This is a genomic window from Nocardia camponoti, assembly GCF_014646135.1.
GTDB classification, from domain to species: Bacteria; Actinomycetota; Actinomycetes; order Mycobacteriales; family Mycobacteriaceae; genus Nocardia; species Nocardia camponoti.
Genome location: NZ_BMMW01000004.1, coordinates 456197 through 476986 on the forward strand (window position 1 = coordinate 456197; position 20790 = coordinate 476986).

At 63.8% G+C, this 20790-nt stretch carries 16 protein-coding genes, 1 tRNA gene and 1 CRISPR repeat array; of the genes, 8 read left to right on the top strand and 9 right to left on the bottom strand.

The genetic code is table 11. The features are described from left to right. Positions 1 to 249: 249 nt before the first annotated feature. The gene (locus IEX78_RS20685; RefSeq protein WP_188830666.1) at positions 250 to 1047 is read left to right on the top strand and encodes an alpha/beta fold hydrolase; all 798 of its coding nucleotides are present in this window, start codon (positions 250 to 252) and stop codon (positions 1045 to 1047) included. Positions 1048 to 1061: 14 nt separating this feature from the next. Continuing rightward, on the top strand, positions 1062 to 1403 hold the full coding sequence (locus IEX78_RS20690) for a zinc ribbon domain-containing protein YjdM (RefSeq protein ID WP_188830667.1): 342 nt from the start codon (positions 1062 to 1064) through the stop codon (positions 1401 to 1403). Here IEX78_RS20690 and IEX78_RS20695 read toward each other — a convergent pair. Beyond that, the gene (locus tag IEX78_RS20695; protein WP_188830668.1) at positions 1390 to 1722 is read right to left on the bottom strand and encodes a hypothetical protein; all 333 of its coding nucleotides are present in this window, start codon (positions 1720 to 1722) and stop codon (positions 1390 to 1392) included. The two genes, IEX78_RS20690 and IEX78_RS20695, sit on opposite strands and share 14 nt — an antisense overlap. Before the next feature lie 117 nt (positions 1723 to 1839). Next, positions 1840 to 2445 (bottom strand): transglycosylase SLT domain-containing protein, encoded by a 606-nt coding sequence (locus tag IEX78_RS20700; protein WP_188830669.1) that lies wholly within the window; start codon positions 2443 to 2445, stop codon positions 1840 to 1842. Positions 2446 to 2983: 538 nt separating this feature from the next. Here IEX78_RS20700 and IEX78_RS20705 point away from each other — a divergent pair. After that, the gene (locus IEX78_RS20705) at positions 2984 to 4282 is read left to right on the top strand and encodes a hypothetical protein (protein ID WP_188830670.1); all 1299 of its coding nucleotides are present in this window, start codon (positions 2984 to 2986) and stop codon (positions 4280 to 4282) included. Positions 4283 to 4358: 76 nt separating this feature from the next. On the opposite strand, the gene IEX78_RS20710 is transcribed toward IEX78_RS20705, so the two are convergent. From IEX78_RS20710 to IEX78_RS20730, 5 genes are all read right to left on the bottom strand, one after another. Continuing rightward, on the bottom strand, positions 4359 to 4709 hold the full coding sequence (locus IEX78_RS20710) for an antibiotic biosynthesis monooxygenase family protein (protein WP_188830671.1): 351 nt from the start codon (positions 4707 to 4709) through the stop codon (positions 4359 to 4361). A 199-nt stretch (positions 4710 to 4908) separates the two neighbouring features. Beyond that, positions 4909 to 4981 (bottom strand) — tRNA-Lys (locus tag IEX78_RS20715). A gap of 202 nt (positions 4982 to 5183) precedes the next feature. Continuing rightward, entirely contained in the window at positions 5184 to 5582 is a 399-nt protein-coding gene (locus IEX78_RS20720) for a hypothetical protein (RefSeq protein WP_188830672.1), read from the bottom strand. A gap of 11 nt (positions 5583 to 5593) precedes the next feature. Continuing rightward, positions 5594 to 5821, bottom strand: a complete 228-nt coding sequence (locus IEX78_RS20725) for a hypothetical protein (RefSeq protein ID WP_188830673.1) — start codon at positions 5819 to 5821, stop codon at positions 5594 to 5596. Positions 5822 to 5878: 57 nt separating this feature from the next. Continuing rightward, positions 5879 to 6139, bottom strand: a complete 261-nt coding sequence (locus IEX78_RS20730; protein WP_188830674.1) for a helix-turn-helix domain-containing protein — start codon at positions 6137 to 6139, stop codon at positions 5879 to 5881. Between the two features lie 286 nt (positions 6140 to 6425). On the opposite strand from IEX78_RS20730, the gene IEX78_RS20735 reads away from it, so the two are divergent. Further along, on the top strand, positions 6426 to 7652 hold the full coding sequence (locus IEX78_RS20735) for a helix-turn-helix domain-containing protein (protein ID WP_188830675.1): 1227 nt from the start codon (positions 6426 to 6428) through the stop codon (positions 7650 to 7652). Positions 7653 to 7921: 269 nt separating this feature from the next. Beyond that, a CRISPR array of direct repeats spans positions 7922 to 11738; the repeat unit is 36 nt; unit sequence GCCTCAATGAAGTGCAGCTCGTGAACGAGCTGCGGC. Positions 11739 to 11935: 197 nt separating this feature from the next. Here IEX78_RS20735 and cas2 read toward each other — a convergent pair. Continuing rightward, positions 11936 to 12238, bottom strand: coding sequence for a CRISPR-associated endonuclease Cas2 (gene cas2 / locus IEX78_RS20740; protein ID WP_188830676.1), 303 nt, complete (start codon positions 12236 to 12238; stop codon positions 11936 to 11938). After that, the gene (cas1, locus tag IEX78_RS20745; RefSeq protein WP_188830677.1) at positions 12235 to 13833 is read right to left on the bottom strand and encodes a CRISPR-associated endonuclease Cas1; all 1599 of its coding nucleotides are present in this window, start codon (positions 13831 to 13833) and stop codon (positions 12235 to 12237) included. The genes cas2 and cas1 overlap by 4 nt, the downstream gene beginning before the upstream one ends. Positions 13834 to 14240: 407 nt before the next feature. On the opposite strand from cas1, the gene cas7g reads away from it, so the two are divergent. The 4 genes from cas7g to IEX78_RS20765 are packed head-to-tail and all read left to right on the top strand — an operon-like array spanning position 14241 to position 20783. Further along, positions 14241 to 15425, top strand: a complete 1185-nt coding sequence (cas7g, locus tag IEX78_RS20750; RefSeq protein ID WP_188830678.1) for a type I-G CRISPR-associated RAMP protein Csb1/Cas7g — start codon at positions 14241 to 14243, stop codon at positions 15423 to 15425. Beyond that, positions 15422 to 16960 carry a type I-G CRISPR-associated protein Csb2 gene (gene csb2, locus IEX78_RS20755; RefSeq protein ID WP_188830679.1) on the top strand — a complete coding sequence of 513 codons (1539 nt, stop codon included), beginning with the start codon at positions 15422 to 15424 and terminating at the stop codon, positions 16958 to 16960. Before cas7g ends, csb2 begins: the two co-directional genes overlap by 4 nt. Positions 16961 to 16968: 8 nt before the next feature. Beyond that, on the top strand, positions 16969 to 19764 hold the full coding sequence (gene cas3g / locus IEX78_RS20760; RefSeq protein ID WP_229684158.1) for a type I-G CRISPR-associated helicase/endonuclease Cas3g: 2796 nt from the start codon (positions 16969 to 16971) through the stop codon (positions 19762 to 19764). Continuing rightward, on the top strand, positions 19764 to 20783 hold the full coding sequence (locus tag IEX78_RS20765; protein ID WP_188830681.1) for a hypothetical protein: 1020 nt from the start codon (positions 19764 to 19766) through the stop codon (positions 20781 to 20783). The genes cas3g and IEX78_RS20765 overlap by 1 nt, the downstream gene beginning before the upstream one ends. The last annotated feature ends 7 nt before the right edge of the window (positions 20784 to 20790 follow it).

The window sequence follows — 20790 nt, forward strand, 5'->3', positions numbered from 1 at the left end:
TTCGCGGCCAAAGTCCCGGAAAGCGGCTACTGCGGCGCGAACGCGCACGAAAATGCCAACGACACGCCCGGACCATTCACGTCGAGGATGGGCGAAAACGCGAAATCGCCTGTCACAGTGACGAATCGGGAGATAGTGATCGGCTATCTCGCCTGTTGAAGCCGGTGTGGTGGACATGAGCAACCGCGCCGAAGTCAGCGCCCCGGCACCGTGAGATAACGCGTCCCGCGCTGACGGTATCGTCTTTCAATGCCCATTACCTCGCTCAACGGCATCCAGCTCAACTACGACGTCACCGGCTCGGGACCGCTCGTCCTCATGGTGATGGGCAGTGGCAGCCCCGGGCGCGTTTGGCGCACATATCAGGTGCCCGCGCTGGTCAAAGCCGGATTCCAGGTCGCGACGTTCGACAATCGCGGGATCGCGCCGTCGTCGGAGTCGGCGCACGGGATCACGACGGCCGACCTTGTCGCCGACACCGCCGCGCTTATCACCCACCTCGGCGCGCCCGCGCATGTGGTCGGCACGTCGATGGGGTCGCGCGTCGTCGCCGAGCTCGCGCTCGCGCGGCCCGAGCTGGTTCGCAAAGCGGTGATGTTCGCGGCGACTGCGCAACCCCACCCCGTCGGCTCCACGCTGAGCAAGGGCGAACAAGCGTTGTACGACAAGGGAATTCAGCTCCCGCCTGAGTACTCGGCGGCGATTAAAGCGATGCTGAACCTGTCGCCGCACACGCTCGCCGACCCGGCCAAAGCGCAGGAATGGCTCGACATTTTCGAGTTCACCGGCGGCAAAGGCACGCCAGGCACGCGCGCGCAAATGGCGATGGATCGGTCGCAGGACCGTCGCGACGCCTACCGGGGCATTCGCGTCCCGTCGCTCGTCGTCGGATTCGGCGACGACCAGATGGTGCCGCCGCGCTTCGGCCGCGAAGTCGCCGATGTCATTCCCGGCGCGAAGTACACCGAGATCGAGCACTGCGGCCACTACGGCTACCTCGAACGGCCCGACGAGGTCAACCGCGTCCTGATCGACTTCCTCTCCTGAAAGGCATTGCGACCGTGAGTGATTCGCTTCCACCCTGTCCCGCTTGCGCATGTGAGTACACCTACGAACTGGGCGCGCTGCTCGTGTGCCCGGAGTGCGCGCACGAGTGGGAGCCGAAAACCGCCGACGCTGGCGACGACGTGATCCGCGACTCGGTCGGCAACGTGCTCGCCGACGGCGACACCGTGACCGTCATCAAGACGCTCAAGGTCAAGGGCAGCCCCACCGGCATCAAAGCGGGGACGAAGGTGCGCAACATCCGCCTGGTGCAGGGTGTTGGCGACCACGACATCGACTGCAAGGTCGACGGGATCGGCCCGATGCAGCTCAAGTCGAGCGTGGTCAAAAAGGTGTAATCGGCGGTTTGATCCAGAGGATCTTTTCGTCAAGCGAAGGGCGCGTGGCCGCCGGATGCGTCGGATTGCGTTCGGCCCACGCGTCTTTTTCGTCTAACAACCCCGCGACAACCTGCCAGGTTTCGCCGGTGCTCGGCGGGTTAGTTTTCGCTGCTCGCGCGAGTTTGCGCAGGGTGGCGTCGGGCAGGCCGCGCAGTTCGGCTGCGGTAATCCCGCGCGCCCAGATGTAGGCGGCGAGCTGGCGCGCCTTGACGAGCCGGTGGGCCGTCGCGGCGCTGGAATGGGCGTGATCAGGTGCCTGATCAGGAGAGTCTGGCACTCGACCAGCTTAACGGCCCACAAAACGCACAACGCCCACACTCAGTCGCCATTGACTGGGTGCGGGCGTATCGGTCGCCATTGACCGTGCTTGCGGACGCCTAGCGACGTCGATGCATCAGTACGCGCTGTTGACGTTGTCCATCGAGCCGTAGCGGTGCGCGGCGTAGTTGCAGGCCGCGACGATGTTGGAAACCGGGTTCCACACGTCGAACGCGGTGCCCTCAACGTGGTACGCGGCGAAGGTCGGGTCGATCACCTGAAGCAGGCCCTTCGAAGGGATGCCGTTGATCGCGTTGATGTCCCAGAGGTTGATGGCCTGCGGGTTACCGGTCGACTCGCGCATCACGTTGCGGTAGATGCCGTCGTAGGAGCCGGGGATGCCCTTTTCCTTCATGATGTCGAGGGCCTGACGGATCCAGCCATCGAGGTTGTCGGCGTAGGCGGGGGCAGGGGCGGCTTCCGGAGCCGGTGCGGGCGCGGCTTCGGGGGCGGGCGCCGGCGCGGCCTCAGCCTTGGGTGCGGCCTGGACGGCGGCGGGGATGTTCTGGGCCTGCTCGACGACGGGGGCGGCGGCCTGAACGGCGGGCACGTTGTCGTCGGCAAAGGAGATAGCGGAGGAGGCGGCCACGGCAACCAGGCCGACAGCGGCTACGGCGACGGTGAAAGCTTCACGGCGCGAGCGGCGGCCGACAACGGAGTTGAGCTTGTTCTTGTTCAGCATTGCTTTTCTGTTCCTTCATCTCTGTCTGGGATCCGCGTGGCGGACTCGCTCAGCGCGCACGAGGGCGACACCGGTCAGGCGATGTGTTGTTTCTGTCTGTGTTTGGAGGTGCGACAATGGTTGAATGAGGACGCTGCATGTTTGCTGGCTGTCTCTCTTGTCGCACGGTGCTCCACAGCTGGCTGCGGGGAGACCACGCGCTGTCTGGTTCCGTGCGTCGAAGTTGGATTCCTTCGCGCTAACCAAACCGCAGGTCCGTTTGTGACCTGATGACAGAATGGTCACGCTAGGTTAACGCAGGGTGAACGAAACCTGAATGAAAAATGATAGCGATCTTGGTTTCCTGGCAATCAGGTTGCAGAATCGTTACGTACGCAGGGAGTTTGCTGGCTCGCGCGAAGTGGTCGCCGTCACAGAAAAAGTTTGGATATTTTCTGCTTGGGTAGGGCGTGAGCAGCGCTTTTGTGGCCGATGTGACGGCTGAGGTCGCGTCGGCGCGCTCTGATAACAGGCTTGTCACCGAACGGAAGGCGAGTACATGACATCAACCGTGACCGTAACGACGGCCCAAGAGCTGGCTAAGGCGCTCAGCGACGGCGCGCGTGACATCGAAGTGAGCGGCACGATCGCCGGATCGCCCGAGATCACGCTGGCGCCCGGAGTCTCGTTGCACGGCGGCACGCTGCGCTTCGGCGCGAAAGGCGTGCGCCTCACCACCGACAACACGCTTTCCGATATCACCATCGAAACCAACGACGTCGAACCGGCTGTTCTCAACGACACGACCGTCGACGACCTGGGCACGTTGACCTTGCGCGACGTCACTACGCGCGGCCAGATCGCCATCCTCGCCGAAGACAACGTGCGTGCCGGGCATGTGCATGCCGAGCGGGTGCACGTTAAGGCGGCGGATGTGCGCGGGCGTTTCCATCGACCGCACGGCTTTGGTGTCGACGCGTTGCAGGGTGGGTTCACGCTGTGGAACCGCCAGGCCGACCCCGCTGTCGTCCTTACTGCCGAACTGCTCGACATCTCGGCAGGGAGTAAGGACGAGCCGGTGCGCGGAAGTGGCGTGTTCGTCGGCGGCCACGGCGACTGGGCTGGCTTGGAAGATGGCGGCACGATTCGCGTCACCGAACTGCGCACCGGCGAAATCCACACCGACGGCGGCATCCCGACCGCGACCCCCGACCTCATCTCCGGCGCGGTCTTCGTGATTACCGGCGCGCACGTGGACCGCGTCGTGAACGTTGGGCCCGTGACGACGTACGGGCAAAACGACATGGTCCTCGACAACTGGGGCAAGGTCACGACGTGGACTGCCCAGGCAGCGGTCACCTCGCACGGGCCGAGCGGCATTGGTTTCGTCAACTTCGGCGACATCGACCTGCTCGACGTCACGGCACCGATCGTGACGACGGGCAAGGGCGCGCGCGGCTTCAACCTCTATGACGGTTCGTTGCGCGAGTCGAAGTTCAAGAGCATCGCGACCAGCGGCGACGGTTCGATCGGCATCCAGATCAGCAAGCCGCTCGGAGTCCTTTCGGTCGAGGGCGACGTCACGACCAGCGGCGGCGAGGGCTTGAGCTTGGTGCGCGGCGTGCAGTTGGTGTTGAAGGCCATCGCGTTCAGCGTGAAGGCGGGCGGGGTGGTCGACTCGGTGACGATCGGCGGCAAGCTCGCGACGAGCGGCGCTGACGTGACGACGCTGGAGGTGGCGGGCCGCATCGGTCACCTCGCTGTCGCGGGTGGGATCGAGGCGACGGGCGCTGGTTCGACCGCGGTCACCATTGATGGTGGTGAGGTCGACCTGACGGGCGTCGCCGTCAAGGAATAGCCGGGCGGCTGTCGCCGTACCGGTGGAGCCCGTTGGTCGGTGCCCTAGCGGAAGAGGGCACCCGCGCCAAAGCCGCTCATGCGGTGTGGACCGACACCACCCGGTAGAAGCGGGGATCGCGACCAGTGGCGAACTTACCGAGCTCGACTATCTCCCGTGCGACCTCCGGGTCCGCCAAGGCGGCCTGCAGATCAGCTTGGCTGCGCCATTGCGCGTAGTTCATGACGCGTTCGCCATCGACGCTGGCGTGGAGGTTGGCCGAGATGAATCCGGGACGGTGCCGCATCGTCTTCTCGGTGTGCTCGACCCAGGCTCGAACGAACTCGTCCTGCCGTTCCGGGTCGACGCTGAACGTGTTAACCAGGGTCGCAACCTCCTGGCCAACGCGAATCTCAGTGGTGCCGTTAGCTTTTGGGGTTTCGGACATACCTCAAAGTGTAGACGCGGTTGTTCGTAGATCTCAGCGATTACGCAGGTATTCCGGGTCAAACCGCCGAACCGGGGATTGATAAATGGCCTCGCCACCGCGAGCGCAGCGATGATGATGATGGGAGTACCGACGCGTAGTCCCATCAAAACGAAGAAGGCTCCTGACCGGAATGACCTGGTCAGGAGCCCTCTTGAGGTGCGCCATCAGGGACTTGAACCCCGAACCCGCTGATTAAGAGTCAGCTGCTCTGCCAATTGAGCTAATGGCGCATTCGCACTCGCTGTGTGCGTGGAAAACTTTAGCAGAGGTCCGTACGAAACAAGGAATCGTGTGGTAGGGGCCATTTTTTCTGCAAGCCGTAACGGCCGAACACGGTACATCGCATCCGCTACTAGGCGACCACGGGCTTGATTGCGTCAATGAAGTGCAGGTCGCGAACGAGCTGCGGCTTACGGCCCTGTGATTGCCGGGCTACGGCTGCATCGTGAACGCGACCGCGAATTTGACCTCGCCGGGGCCCTGCGCGGTACCAAACGCGCACATCGCGCGCCAGGTGTAGGGCGTGTTGAGGGCGAGATCCTTGACGGTCGAGTGCCATTTGTAGTCACCCGGAATGGACTGATGGTGGTCGTGATAGACGGGCAGCCCGTCGACTGATGCTGTACACGCCATCGTGTTGCCGGTCATGAGCACCTGGACGCTGGGGTCGATCGTGAGCGTCCAAAACATCCGGTTGCTGAATCCCGCGTCGGTCGCATAGACGACGTCGGCTTTGAAACTGCCGTGGTTGTTCTTGTAAGCGTAGCTCTGGCTGGCGGGCGTGAAAGTGGCGACGACCGGCACTTGCGCGGCCGACGGTCCGGTGAGCACCAGAGCGGCAGCTAGCGCGGCAAATGCTGTGAGAAGGGACGAACGTGTTCTGCGCGACATGAGAATGAGTCCTGAGGGGTTTCGTCGATCACGACGTCCACACGCAGGCCCTTGTGAATGTCGGCGTAGCGCAGGCCGTCAAGGTCTGTGACGTGAAACCACACATCACGACCCTCGTCAGTCCTGAGCACGCCAGTGCCCTTGGCCGGCTTCCAACGTGCAACGGTGGCGGCTTCCATGGCAACTCCCAATGATCGGTGTGGTCGGTCAATGATCGCGCGGATAAGCGAGATCGGCTAGCAACTATCCATAGGAGCGCGCGTCACCTCCCCGAGAGCTGCGCGACCCTGGTCGCTTCCGGTCCATCGCAGCGCCGCCTCGGTCACGCCCCACAAGCGCGGCGTCTCGTCCTCGCTACGCACGAGGCCCAACGCCGCGAGGTGTCGCAAGTCCGATGCGATGGAGGCGCGTTGGCGCTCAAGATCCTCGGCGAGCTGAGCGACAGTCAGATCGGCATCACGCAGTGCGCCGATGATCTGGGCGTGTGATCGGTCCATAGCGAACCCCTTGCGTGCGCTGATGATTTGGTTCGCCCCGCCGTCGAGGATGAAGGGCCGACTCGACGACGCGGCGTGAGAGAAGAGTGCGCGTCGCAGCGGGGCACAGCAGGTAGTCACGTCCCACCGCGCACGTCGGGGGAATCTCCCCACACTGGCGGTTCTCATATCCCCACGGGCGCAACGGATCTATGCTAGGAAGACCTCTTCGCGGAGGGCTTAACCCCCGGCCGACGGGCCGGGGTATCCGCGACGAAGGCAGGCCCCGCGACGAAGGCAGGCAGATATGCCGACCCCAGACGAGCTCGCCGCCAAGGCAATTGGCGAGCGCATCCAAACTATTCGCGAGCGCACCGGCAAGTCACGCGACGTCATCGCCGGTCTTGTTGGCAGGTCACCCGATTGGCTACGCGACGTCGAGCGCGGTCGCCTCAAAAACCCGCCGCCGCTCGACCTGCTGTTGCGCATCGGGCAAGCTCTCGGCGTGCGCGACCTGACCGAAATCACCGGCGATCACGAGCTGCTCGTCGGCGTCTCCCGTCATGCCGGACATCCTGTCGTCCCCGCGATCCGCGAGGCGATCGAGTCGGTGCACCTGACGCCGTCGCCGTCACCGATCGACCCTGCTGAGCTGCGCGCGCGAGTCGAGCGCGCCTGGCGATTGTGGCACACCTCGACTACCCCGCGCGCCGACGCCGGGGCGATGCTGCCCGCACTCATCCGCGACGGCCGCCGCGCGGTGCGAACCTTGGAAGGGAGCGAACGCCGCGCTGCCGCAGCCGCATTGAGCGGTGCCTATGCACTGAGCGAGCAGGTGCTCGCGTGGGTGGCTGACGCGCCGTTGCTGTGGCTCGCCGCCGACCGCTGCATGTCGGCGGCCGAGGACGCCGACGATCCGGTCACGCTCGCCGCCGCGAGCTGGGTCCTCGGCAATGTCTGGCGTGCGACAGGCCGCGAGGACGACGCCTACCAGCTCGCCGCCGACGCGGTCGCGCTGCTTAAGCCACGCCTCGACGGAGACCAAGACGCGCAAGCACTTTGGGGTGCGTGCCAGTTGCACGGCGCGATCACCGCCGCCAAGCTTGGCCGCGAGGGCGACGCGCTGCGCGGGATTGATCATGCGATGGGCATGGCTCGCGCGCTGCCCGCAGGATCGGCGCACCCGTGGACGCTGTTCGGGATCGCGAATACCGAAATCAGTGCGGTGTCGGTGCAGGTCGAGCTACGCAAGAGCGGTGGTGCGCTCGACGCGGCGAGCATCGTCGACCCGGACGCAGTGCCGAGCGTCGACCGGCGCGCGCGGCTGTGGCTCGAACTGGCGCGGGCGTACTCACAGCAGCGCGACTGGTTCGGCACGCTCGGCGCGCTGCGCACGGGCGCGTCCGTGTCCGAGGAGTCCATGCGGTGCCACCCGCTGGCGCGATCGCTCGCGGGCGAGCTCGTAACGCGCGGCGGCAAGATCATCTCAAGGGACTCGCGGGCGCTCGCCACGCAGCTCGGCGTCACTGCCTAGCCCGGATCGCCTTGTGGACGCCGTCCACAAACGCGGCTAATCGCGGCCCATATCACCCCAGCCAATCCCGAACTACCCCAAGGATTCCCAAGTTCGCGGGTCGTGAACAGGGTGCACGAGGCGGTTCAAGTACCCCTCGTGACACGGAAACCAGCAGCTTAGGGCGTAATCATTCGATTGCGCCCTACTTGCGTCCACATTGCGGTCCACAAACCAAGGAATCTGAGCGGATTCGCTTGGGTAGAGCGGGCCACGCCAGGCCCTGCCCCGCCTCAATGAAGTGCAGCTCGTGAACGAGCTGCGGCAAGCGCTCAACCGCGCGGTGTTCGAACGGTCCGGTCAGTTGCCTCAATGAAGTGCAGCTCGCGAACGAGCTGCGGCGTGACGAGCTGCGCCTCATGGATCGGGGTGTACTGCCGGGTACCTCAATGAAGTGCAGCTCGCGAACGAGCTGCGGCTCGAAACCGGTCCATTCCCGCCCTCTGACCATTGTCAGCCTCAATGAAGTACAGCTCGCGAACGAGCTGCGGCCGAGCGGCAACCTCGCCACCGCTGGTGGCGACATCCTGCCTCAATGAAGTGCAGCTCGCGAACGAGCTGCGGCGACGCGGGCGACCACACAGCCAACGTTGTTTTGGTGCCTCAATGAAGTGCAGCTCGCGAACGAGCTGCGGCCGCCGGTCACGGCCGCCAGCTTGGCCGAGCTCGGGCCTCAACGAAGTGCAGCTCGCGAACGAGCTGCGGCTCGGGATGGTGGGCAGGCAACGCCGTGCACATCCGAGCCTCAATGAAGTGCAGCTCGCGAACGAGCTGCGGCAGCACAGCGAAAACACAAGCCCGGCCCCTTCACCGACAGCCTCAATGAAGTGCAGCTCGCGAACGAGCTGCGGCCTCGAGGTGCAGGTCGTCGACGTGTCGGCGTCGCTGGCGCCTCAATGAAGTGCAGCTCGTGAACGAGCTGCGGCAGATCGTCGCCTTGCGTGCGACGTGGGTGTCGTCGTCGCCTCAATGAAGTGCAGCTCGCGAACGAGCTGCGGCGCCATCATCACCAACGCCGACGGGCACGCCGCCCTGGCCTCAATGAAGTGCAGCTCGCGAACGAGCTGCGGCCCGGGTCGAGCCACCCCTGCGGATGGAACTCGCCGTCGCCTCAATGAAGTGCAGCTCGCGAACGAGCTGCGGCCGTACCCGCCGCGTCACCGTGCCCGTGGTCGTCGAGCGCCTCAATGAAGTGCAGCTCGCGAACGAGCTGCGGCGTTGCCCCTGGTCAGGCGCAAAGGTGGTGGGGTTGGGGTGCCTCAATGAAGTGCAGCTCGTGAACGAGCTGCGGCGCTGATGCAACCCGACCTCCGGAACAACATGCCCGCCTCAATGAAGTGCAGCTCGTGAACGAGCTGCGGCCGGCGTCGAGCCAGGATGGCAGCGTGATGTTGGCGCCTCAATGAAGTGCAGCTCGTGAACGAGGTGCGGCTGCACGTCCCCCCCGAGGAGGCTGGCAATGACGAGTGGCCTCAATGAAGTGCAGCTCGTGAACGAGCTGCGGCGGTTGCCGACTGGCTCGCCGACGGCGGCCCGCGCTGGCTAGGCCTCAATGAAGTGCAGCTCGTGAACGAGCTGCGGCCGGACCGTCCCGGACCGGCAAGGAGGCCACCGATGAGCCTCAATGAAGTGCAGCTCGTGAACGAGCTGCGGCAGGTTCGACGTCGCCCGACTACTCCGGCGGGGTCGTGCCTCAATGAAGTGCAGCTCGTGAACGAGCTGCGGCCACGGTGACCAGCAGCAGCACCGACCGCAGAAAACCGCCTCAATGAAGTGCAGCTCGTGAACGAGCTGCGGCCGGGGCCGAGGACCAGCGAACCGGGGCCGAGCTTGCCTCAATGAAGTGCAGCTCGTGAACGAGCTGCGGCGCGAATCACGCATCATCGACGCCGACCGGCATCGCCTGCCTCAATGAAGTGCAGCTCGTGAACGAGCTGCGGCCCGACGCGGTGGTCGCTGCGGCGGCGGCCGCTGGGCCTCAATGAAGTGCAGCTCGTGAACGAGCTGCGGCGCAGGTCCCCGTCGTGGTGGGTCACCGCGTACGGGCCGCCTCAATGAAGTGCAGCTCGTGAACGAGCTGCGGCCGCAGCAGCCGAGTCGCGTTGCGTGCCGCCCGCCGGAAGCCTCAATGAAGTGCAGCTCGTGAACGAGCTGCGGCCTGAGCGCCTCGGCCAGCACGGCGGCGAGCTTGTCGGCCTCAATGAAGTGCAGCTCGTGAACGAGCTGCGGCGACTTCGATGGTCACGCCCTTGTTGGTGGTGTAGCTGGCCTCAATGAAGTGCAGCTCGTGAACGAGCTGCGGCAGGTTGTCTGCATTGCCCCGACGCGGCGGGTTTGCGGGGCGCCTCAATGAAGTGCAGCTCGTGAACGAGCTGCGGCCGACCCGTGACCTCACCCTGTTGAAGCATGTGAGTGCCTCAATGAAGTGCAGCTCGTGAACGAGCTGCGGCCGGATTCCTCTCGGGTGGTCGCAGGCCCTGAGGACGGGCCTCAATGAAGTGCAGCTCGTGAACGAGCTGCGGCCGAGACGGCCCTCGCGCGCGGCGAGATGGCGCTCGCCTCAATGAAGTGCAGCTCGTGAACGAGCTGCGGCGGCGACTCGGGCGGCTGGCTGCAACCGGGTGAAATGGGCCTCAATGAAGTGCAGCTCGTGAACGAGCTGCGGCCGCCGAACCTGCCCCCGGACCCGTGGGTGCGGCTGCTGCCTCAATGAAGTGCAGCTCGTGAACGAGCTGCGGCGCGATCCGCGCGCTCCAACACAACCCCGACTCACCGGTCCTGCCTCAATGAAGTGCAGCTCGTGAACGAGCTGCGGCCCCGCAGCTCAGGTAGCGTCAGCTACACCCGTAGGAGGCCTCAATGAAGTGCAGCTCGTGAACGAGCTGCGGCGGCGAGCACCAGCACGTCGGCAGCATCGAGATTGGCGCCTCAATGAAGTGCAGCTCGTGAACGAGCTGCGGCCACCGTTATCGCAGTCCCGCCGCCTGTCCGCGCGAAGCCTCAATGAAGTGCAGCTCGTGAACGAGCTGCGGCGCCAAAGTCACTCCGCCGCCAGGGTGACGATCGAGGCCTCAATGAAGTGCAGCTCGTGAACGAGCTGCGGCCGCGAGCTGGCCGACGTGCGCGAGTGCGCGCAAGGTGGGCCTCAATGAAGTGCAGCTCGTGAACGAGCTGCGGCAGGGGGATGATTTGTGCGCGAAAGGTTTGCATACCGGCCTCAATGAAGTGCAGCTCGTGAACGAGCTGCGGCAAAAGGCGTAATTAATTCCCCATTTTCGGGAATTAAGCCTCAATGAAGTGCAGCTCGTGAACGAGCTGCGGCTTAGATCGTGTTGCATGTGAAACACGTGTTCACCTCAGCCTCAATGAAGTGCAGCTCGTGAACGAGCTGCGGCGACATCGCGAACTATCAGGTGCCGGGGTCGTGGCCTCGGCCTCAATGAAGTGCAGCTCGTGAACGAGCTGCGGCGGTACTGCAGCGGGTGCCGTCGACTCGACTGCAGCCTCAATGAAGTGCAGCTCGTGAACGAGCTGCGGCGGAATCGTCAGGCTCACCGAATCACCGCCCGGTCACGCACGCCTCAATGAAGTGCAGCTCGTGAACGAGCTGCGGCGTCAGCAGGGCGGCGGGCAACTCATGCACGACAGTGAGTGCCTCAATGAAGTGCAGCTCGTGAACGAGCTGCGGCCTCGGCCGCGTACGCCCTGCTCAAGGGGCTCGACATGCCTCAATGAAGTGCAGCTCGTGAACGAGCTGCGGCCGGTGGCCGGCGCCTCGTGGTGGCGAGCCCGGCGGCCTCAATGAAGTGCAGCTCGTGAACGAGCTGCGGCGCGTAGATGAGTTGGTAATTGGGCGTTTGTCCGGCCATGGGCCTCAATGAAGTGCAGCTCGTGAACGAGCTGCGGCTTTCGTAGGCGTAGCTTTCGGCCATCGCGGCGAAGCCTCAATGAAGTGCAGCTCGTGAACGAGCTGCGGCCGCCGGGGATCGGTCGGAAGTGCACCGTCACGCCGCCTCAATGAAGTGCAGCTCGTGAACGAGCTGCGGCAGGGTCGATCATATGCACCCGCTGACCAGCGTCAGTGCGAGCCCTCGCGAGAGGTCCGACAGACACGCGCGACGAAACCCCAGTTTCTAGCGGGCTTGACGGCTAAGCATGCTGCTTAACCTGCGCAAACAGGACGCGAAGGCTCGCCGGAGAATCCGTGTTGATTGAGCCCTCGCGCCGCCAATTACCCCGACTACTCAAATAATGATCGGGCCAGAACCCGTCACATGACGCGAACGCCCTACAACGCGGTAGCGCGCTACATCGACCGAGCGCGCGACGCCAAGGTCGCAGTAAATCACCGAATCTTCCACTGCCACAATCAGACCCGCTATCTCATGCTGCAATCGAAGCATTCGTGCCGCGCTCACGTCGACGACGAAAACGCTGTACTGCACCCTATCTCCGTGTCGCAGAAGACATTTCGCTAGCCGATCCCGTCGGCGATCGTCCGCAACGTCGTAAGCGATGAGAAACCTATGCGCGTCGTCTCTACTCACCGGGTCACGATCCCCGCGTACTCCGACTGGGTTCCGTCGAGAAATCCCAGAATCATGCGTGCCTGCACTTCAATCGCGCGACGCCACGTGATTTTGTAGCCGAAGGTGGGGTGCGTGAATTCGGTCGAAATCCGCCTTTCGTAGGCCGCGATCAGCGCCTTGCGCCCGGAATCGCGCAACCTCGCCGAGCCAAGCGCAAGGCTGAAATCCGCTTTCTTGAGTTCCCCGTTGTTGATCGCGGCTACCACAACCGCATCCGCTAATGGCGCGCGAAATTCTTCCATGAGATCGAGCGCGAGGGCGGGCTTGTTTCTGTTGGAGCTGTGGATAAAGCCAGCATGTGGGTCAAGTCCGCACGCGGCGATGGCCCGGATCGTTTCGGCGACCAGGATGCCGTAGGTGTAGTTGAGCGCGACATTGAGGGGATCCGTCGCGTGCCGCCCCGAACGACCGCTCCATTGCGATGTGAACCATTCAGCACGCTCAGCTCGCAGCATTTTCGGAAACACCGCGAAATAGCGAGCTGCAGCCTCCCCTTCGACCCCGAAAATCATTTCGAGCGACGGTGCGACGACGGCTTCACACTGCAACACACGCAGGTACCGCGCGACATCGGGGTCGGCCCCGTTCCGGCGCAGCAACGTGGCCTGATTCGCGATTTTGCCCGCGATGAACTCCCGCGCCAGCGCGAGTCTGCCCTGTGCGGATGCTTCGTGTTGGCGCACCCGAGCCAAACCATTCGGGGTCTGCGCCGTACTGCTCCACCCCACGACGCGCCCCGTCCCCGAACACCACACGATCGCGAGTTTCCGCCAGAGAAGTTCACGAATCAGCGCACCGGACAGATCAATATTTCCGTGAACGACGAGGCCCTGCACTCGCTCAAGGGGCACGGACGCGATTTCTTCCCCACGATGCTGGACCCGCATTCGTCCACGCGTGACCGACGCACGACTGCCAGGAGTTGCGAGGTGGACGATATTCGCGTCGGGGTCGGCGACTTTGATACGTCTGACGACGGTTTGCTGTGCACGTTCATCGGGAAGGCAGACCCCTGCGTGCGAGCAGCGCATGCACTTCGGATCGTCTTCGAGCGGCTCCGGCGCGGAAGCACTCCCCACTGTTGCGCGAGTGGCCGCCAAGTATTCGCGCGCTCGACGAAGATCCTCGTCTCGCATTTCGACCGAAACGAACTTCTCGTGACTCGTGAAGTACACGCCACATTCGGAGATGTCGTGCCCCATGTCGGTGAGGCATTCGGACTGCAAGGCGAGTTGCACACGCATTGCTTCGGTAACCTCCGGCACTTTTCGCACCGGCGTGGCCTTGTATTCGACCAGCCGCAAGCCGCGGTCGCCGTCGTCAATGACATCAATCCGCCCAACCAATCCCAGCTCGCGATGGGCGACATCGAGCGCACGCTTCGCACCGAGTCGCGCGGTGGCAGGATTATCAACACCTTTGTGCGCGGCAACGCCGACAGCCATTTGGTATGTGTCGGTAGTTTCGCCAGCTGCTTCCAGCCACGCGCGGCGCGGACAAAACACCTGATGCGCAACGAGACTGATCGGAATCGCTTCCATTTCGACCTTCATCCTGTTCTTTCGACAACCTGCCCCGAACGTAGATGAAGGCACCGACAGAAATGTGAGCGCGATCACTTCACAGTGAAACCCTCATTCCGAGGGTTTCTGGGCGAGACACAGCGAACAGTGGCCCGATATGCAAGATCGGCAGCACACGGCGCGCCCCGGCAATGGCCTGTACTTCAGCGCAAGAACTTGTCAGTGCCTTGGTGCACAGTAGATCCCATGCGTAAGGGTGGCTCGACGGAAGCGCATAGCGCGCGAGGTGAGGGCGTGGTCAGACGTTCCTCAATGAAGGCCGCCGAGCCATCGTGAGGCTAGCAGCCGATGCCTTTTCGCCGTTCTGCATACACGTCAGACCAAGTGGGGATACCGTATGCACGGCACGATCACAACAAAAGAAAGAAGCAGGGGAAATGGTCCAAGCTCTCAAGCTCACAGACCTGATCGAAGCTGTCTCGGCGGGTGGAGCCAGCTGCCTCACATCAACGACGGAGCTGCGCCCAGCCGCAGGTGAGCACGCGTCGGTGGCACCCGCGAAGTACGCGGGTGCCACCAAACGCGGCACGTACGCGTACGAAGTCCGCTACGAGGATGGCGAGCCACGCGACGTTGTCCTTATTGACGCTAAGCAATCCCAACTCAATCGCATTGAGTCCGTTCTGCGTTCGGCGATGCGCGACGGGCACGAGACCCTGTCGCGGCTCCCTCACCTCACCGTCACTTATCAACAGGGAGACACCACGGTCGAGTTGACCGACTTGGAACTGCCGCACCGAGCATTCGACGGCCATTTCCGGGCGGGCACTATCGACGGCGAGCCTGCCACCAAGAATCAGCAGTATGTGAGCGTGCGAGATGCCCAGCCTGGGAACGCGCGCGCGTTGTTGGACGCGAGCCCAGTCAGCCTGATATTCGGCGCATGGGACTCCTCCCGGGCCGCTCGTCAGGGTCGGTGGCGCAGCATCCTGGTTGGCGAGATCATCGGTTTCTGCGCGGCACCTGGCGACAAGGAAATCCTCAAAGGCGGCGCGCGAATCGATCCACTCGGAGCGAAGATCGAACTGACAAGCCCTCAACTCAAAGCGCTTGCCGAGCGGCAAAAATCAGAACTCAGTGCCGCGACGTTCACGAATATCGCGAATGGCAAGCAAGCGTCAAGGGCTGGGCTGGGGGCGATTCCGCCCACGCTTGAGGCGCTTGCTGGTGTCGCCTGCCGACGAATCGTTCGCTCGCACGTTTTGAGCTTCGCCGCGCTGCGACAGATCCGGTTCGCCGCAGGCGCTGAGGGTGATGCGGCGTGCGGCGCACTCCTCGCCGCACTCGCGCTGAACGGACTTGCGAGGTCCGACGCCGAACTGACGCTGCGCGCGAACTGCGATCTGGCCGAGGCCGGCCCCACTACCGTGAGCATTCAGGGGCGTGGCGGCACGGTATCCGAGTACCAGTCATTGTCCATCGACGCAGCGGATCAATTGTTGGCCGAGGCACTCGCGCACGCAGAGAAGGTCGCGGACGTCAAATGGAGTGGCGAAGTGCTGCGCATCGTTGGCGACCCAGCGATCGCAAGTGTCGCCGGCGAGGACAGCGGGGCGGAATGACGTTCTCCATCGTCGCGAGCTACCCGCTCAGCACCTTTCGTGGCAGCCGTCCCGATGGCACGGTAGATCGGGTGCCGTCCGTCGCGCGATTGCATTCAGCGTTGCTCGCCGCCGCAGGCTTTGGTCCGCGCGCTATGGAGACCGAATTAGGTTGGGGCCCAAGCGAAGCCGACGAGGTAGCGCTTCGCTGGTTGGAAGACAATCCCCCGAACGCGGTCACCATTCCCCCGCTGCAGGTGACCATTGGCGACGCAATCGCCTATCGAGACGACGGAACGATCGGAAAGACTGGTAAAGCGAAAACAATTCGCAAACTCGGCAAGCAAGAGAGCGTCGTCGCGGTCGACGGCGAATTCGTGTGGACTTGGCGTCAGACGCCGCCACCTCAGGTGGCGGAATCACTGCGCGAACTCTGCCCTGATGTCCCGCACCTGGGCACTGCCGAGTCGCCCGTGATCATCCGGGTTGTCGACACTGACGTGCCGTCAACCCACGAATTTGACCCGACGGCCGACCTTTTCCACCAAGATCCGGGCTACGACTTGGATTTGCCCCTGCCGGGCAGGGCGGATGAGCTGATGTCAGCGCATACCGCGGAACGGACAGGCAAAGTAGGCAGCGACCGCGCGGGCACCGATGAGAGGTCGACCAGCCGGGCATTGCCTCGGGCCCACATTCGGTCGGGGCGATACCGCGCCATTCGTGCTCCGCAGCCCGATGTTCCGTGGCCTGAGGTGCTCGTTGTTCCGCTTGATTCCGCTGTCGCGGAAAAGGACCGCGTTCGCGTCGCGGTCGCCGCTCACCGGACGCTGATCAAAATTCTTGATCGTCTGTCCCCACCAATCTTGACCGGCGATTACGCGGACCCGGCGCTGCGTCCGGCCAACCGCGTCGCCATCCAGGTCATCGACCGCAGGCAACCCACGACCTTCTCAATGCGAACGCCGTCGAGTCTCGCGATCATGATCCCCCCAGCTGACCGAAGCGAGATCGCCGCGGTCCTTCGCGCTGTGCACCAGATGAAAACCCTTCGCCCCATTGGTGGTTCGCGCGTTGATGTGGCTGGGCAAGTTGAGGTGGTCGCGGGTGACCAGGTATGGCGGGAGCCCGAACCCGGGAAAATCCGACTGTGGAAGACCAGTCCACCCGCAGTACCCGACACGCGCGGGTACCGCGACTGGACCTTCACGCACGCGGTCCTGCTGTCGCTCGGCTACATCTGGCAGGGAACGCAGCTCATCCCTCCCGCGATTGGGACGGGGGCAGAACGTGCGAATAGCCTCGTCGACGCCGTCAATGCCGCGAACGCTGTCGTGCTCGAAACCGATCCTGTGCGCGACAGTTCGGTGCACCATTACGTCCACAAGGTGAACAAAAACGCGATTGTTCGCCCGTATCGCGCCAGGCTGACCTTGGGTGATCTGTGCGGAGCGTCCACCTTGGTCGCTATCGGGCAGGCCCGGCATCTCGGCGGCGGCCTACTCGTCCCTGATGACCGTCCAGAAGGATCACTGTTCATTCCGGGGGAAAAATGAATCAACGCTTGACTATTGGGGATTTCTCAACGTTTTTCGGTGATCTTCATCCAAGCACCGACGGAGAACAACCCAAAACGCCTTTTCCGTGGCAGCAGCGTCTGTTAGCCGAGGTAGCAACGGGTCGTTGGCCGGAACTGCTGTCGGCGCCCACCGGGTCGGGCAAGACCTCGGTGATCGACGTCCACGTCTTCGCGTTAGCGCTCGCGGTCGCACAAGGGTCACCGTTACCGCCGCGTCGGTTGTCGATGGTCGTCGATCGGCGCGTTCTCGTGGACGACCAATACGAACATGCCCGGCATGTCGCGCGCATGCTGGCCAATCCGCAGACTCCCGTGATGTCGACAGTCGCTGAACTGCTCTGGGAGTTGCACGGAGTTGACCGCGACGCTTCGGACGAGCGTTCTCCCCTACACGTGACGCGCCTGCGCGGTGGTGTGCCGAGTTCGCGAGGCTGGGTCGACTACCCAGCCGCCCCCTCCGTTATCTGCGCGACGCCCGACATGTGGGGCAGTCGCCTGCTCTTCCGCGGGTACGGCACCGCACGCCTGGCGTGGCCGCGGGCAGCCGGGCTGCTCGCTGTTGATTCGGTCGTCGTGATCGATGAGGCGCACCTCAGCCGCCAACTGACCCGTACCGCGCGTCGCGTCGCGGCGTTGGTGACAGTGGCGGAACGTGGTTGGACCGGCCCGACTCCTCTCCAAGTTGTTGAGACAACAGCGACTCCTGACCAGCAGGTCACGAGCCACATTGGCGTAGATGAGGCCGATGTGGCAAAGAACCCCGTCCTCGCCGACCGGCTCCAGCGGCCCAAACCTGTTGCGCTGGTTCCGGTTTCAGGCTGGAGTTCGCGAGCAGCCGCCAAGCGAACAGCGGACGCGCTGGCGACGCAGGCAGTCAATCTCCTTGGCGACGAAACGATCGGGGTGTTCGCCAATACGATTCAGACGGCGATCGCGGTCGCGACGACGCTTCGCAAGAAAACCGTTGACGGTCGCGCGCTCAACGTCGTCCTGATTTGCGGGCAAGTTCGTGCGGTCGATCTTGAATTGCTGTCGGACGCGTATCCGGGGATCTTCACAACCGAAGGCAATCCCGACGTCGACGTCATCGTCTCCACTCAGTCTCTTGAGGTCGGCGTTGACCTTGACTTCGCGGCTATTGTCACCGAATTGGCGAGCGGCTCGGCGCTTGCTCAGCGAGCAGGGCGCGTCAACCGCCGTGGGCGGCGCGATTCGGGACCCGTCGTGGTCGTTGTCCCAGATGAGGAACCACGTTCGGACAGCAAGTCGCCGCCTTATGAGGGCGACGAACTCGTCGCGGCATATCAATGGCTTACGCGCCGCGCGGACTCCGCCGAGGGACTTGCACCGTGGGCGCTGCGCGGCGACCCTCCCCCCGTTGCTCGCGACCGTCGGAAGCTGCTGCAACGGCCAGAAATCGCCCAGGCGTGGCACTGGGCCCGAACTAGCGACGACCTTGCCGCAGACCCCACCCTTGATCTGTGGCTCAGCGATAGTCTTGAGCCCGATTTCACCGTGGGAATTGTCGTTCGCGAGCTTCCCGAGGACGATGCCGACGCGCTCGACCTTGTCCGCTCCCTTCGTCCGCGTCCACACGAGACCTTCCCTGTCCGGCTATCGACAGCACGCACGTGCATGACCGAGCTGTATGCGGCGACGCCTGACGTCGCGCAGCGCGCGATTTTGGTGCGCGGCACCGACGTCGAACCGGTCACCTGGACGGGTACTGACAAGCGTCCTCAGCTGCGGCCCGGCGACGTGGTGGTCGTAGGTACCGACGCCGAGCTTTTCACCGAGACAGGCGACAAAGCGTGGCCGCCGGTCGTCGCACCGGAAGGTCCTAGGCATACCGCCGACGACGTTCTTGAGTCAGTCGCCAAGCTCAACCGCGAACTCCGACCAGGTGAAGTGGTCCATCGGATCGACCTCGCCGGTCACCCGCAACTGGCTAACCTGCTCAAACGCGACCAGACCGCGTTGGACATCAGCCAATCTGTCGCGAGTTGGCTAGATAGCCAGGTCGACAGCCCGATGGCGGCTGCGGCGGCGAAATTGCTTCGCGACGCGCCGCTGCAGACGGACGTCCAACTTCAGTACGACGAGGACCCCGAGGACGGCAAGGACGACGACGAGGACGCGAAGCCCACACGGGTGGTGATCATCGACGGACGTCGAGCGACTGCGGATGAGGACCTGCGACAAGAACGCACGGAGAATCCTGTTCCCGTGCTGCTGGATTCGCATCAACGTGCCGTTGCCGACCGGGTCGAGCAGCTCGCGGTTCGACTCCGAATTCCCGCCGACTTAGTGCGAGCTCTGCGCGAGGCCGCGCTGCATCACGACGACGGCAAAACCGACCCCCGTTTCCAAATTCGGCTTGGCGCGCGGCCGGGCGTTCTTTTGGCGAAGAGCCGCCTCAATCGCACCCCCGACGCGGCTCGCCGTCAGCGTGACAACAGCGGCCTCCCACCTGGTTGGCGTCACGAGCAACGGTCCGTAGTCGACGCATGGGACGACCTGGAAGCCGATCGACCGCTGACCGCCCGGCTGATCGGCACAACGCACGGACACGGTCGAAGCGGATTCCCTCATACTTCGGCCGAGCTGCTTGGACCAACCGGGAGCGAGGCGGCAGCCACCGTAGCGGCGATGCTCTTCGACGAAGGCGGCTGGGACGAACTTATGGAGCAAACCGACCGCGAATACGGGGTTTGGATTTGCGCCTACCTTGAGGCGATTCTTCGTGCTGCCGACGGCCGCGTCTCGGCGGAAGGAAACTGATGTCAGCAGAATCAACCAGGTCCGGCGAGTTCGTGTTGGCCGGAACTGACCAACGAGTGCTTGCCCACCATATGGCCTTTTACGGACTCGGCGACATTCTCGATGCGTTTAACGACGACACGATCACTTTGCGTTGGACCAACGGGAAACCGTCCATCGTCGGTGCCACGATCTCGGCAGAATCAGTGGAAAGTGCTGTGCGCCAGCATCTTTCACAGAGCGAGCGCTGGACCACTCACGCAAGCGGCAGTGAGCAGCGAGGAACAATGAGTCCCCGGCTGAGTGCGTTCAAAACCGATGAAGCGTGGGTGCTTCACCAACACAATCGCGAGGAAGTGCTCGACGACCTCACCGACGCTTCGGCGTGGGACGACCTGCGATACCTCGCCGCACTGGGCGAACCCAGCTACTGGCGCTTCACCCCTAAACGCGAACTGCTGCAAGACGCTGGTGCCAGCAAATTCGAGATGCAGCCTCGTAATCGTGGTTCGGAGTTTGTCGGTAATCGACTGCGGCGTCTGAACGAAAGGCTGCCAGCCCGGAAACAAGGACAAATCGCGGCCGGAATCGCAGGACAGCTCGTGATCGACGAGCTGGATGGAAAGCCCAACGGTGTCACCGCTACCGGTCTCACAACGCCAGGCGTATTCGACAATGCCCTCGCCTGGTGCGCGCTGTGGGGGATCGGTCAGTTCCCACTGGCACTGCATGCGGGCAAAAATGCCGTGACGAGCGGACATCTCGCGGGCCAACAGCGCAAAGAGTGGTTCTACGTCCCGGTTTGGGAAGGGCCATGGCGAATGGCACGGCTGCGGTCGGTGCTGGCCTCGGCCCAACTGCACGACGCGGCAGTGGCTGGGATTCCCGAACTCGACATAGACGACCTCGGCCGGTCCACCGCGAGATCGTGGCTACGAGCACGCGGCATCGTCGGCATCGTTCGATTCCCCATTGCCCGATTCGGGAGTGAGAACGCGCCCGAACGCCGCGCCTTGTACGGCGACCCGATCGCGCTTTAGCCCGCCG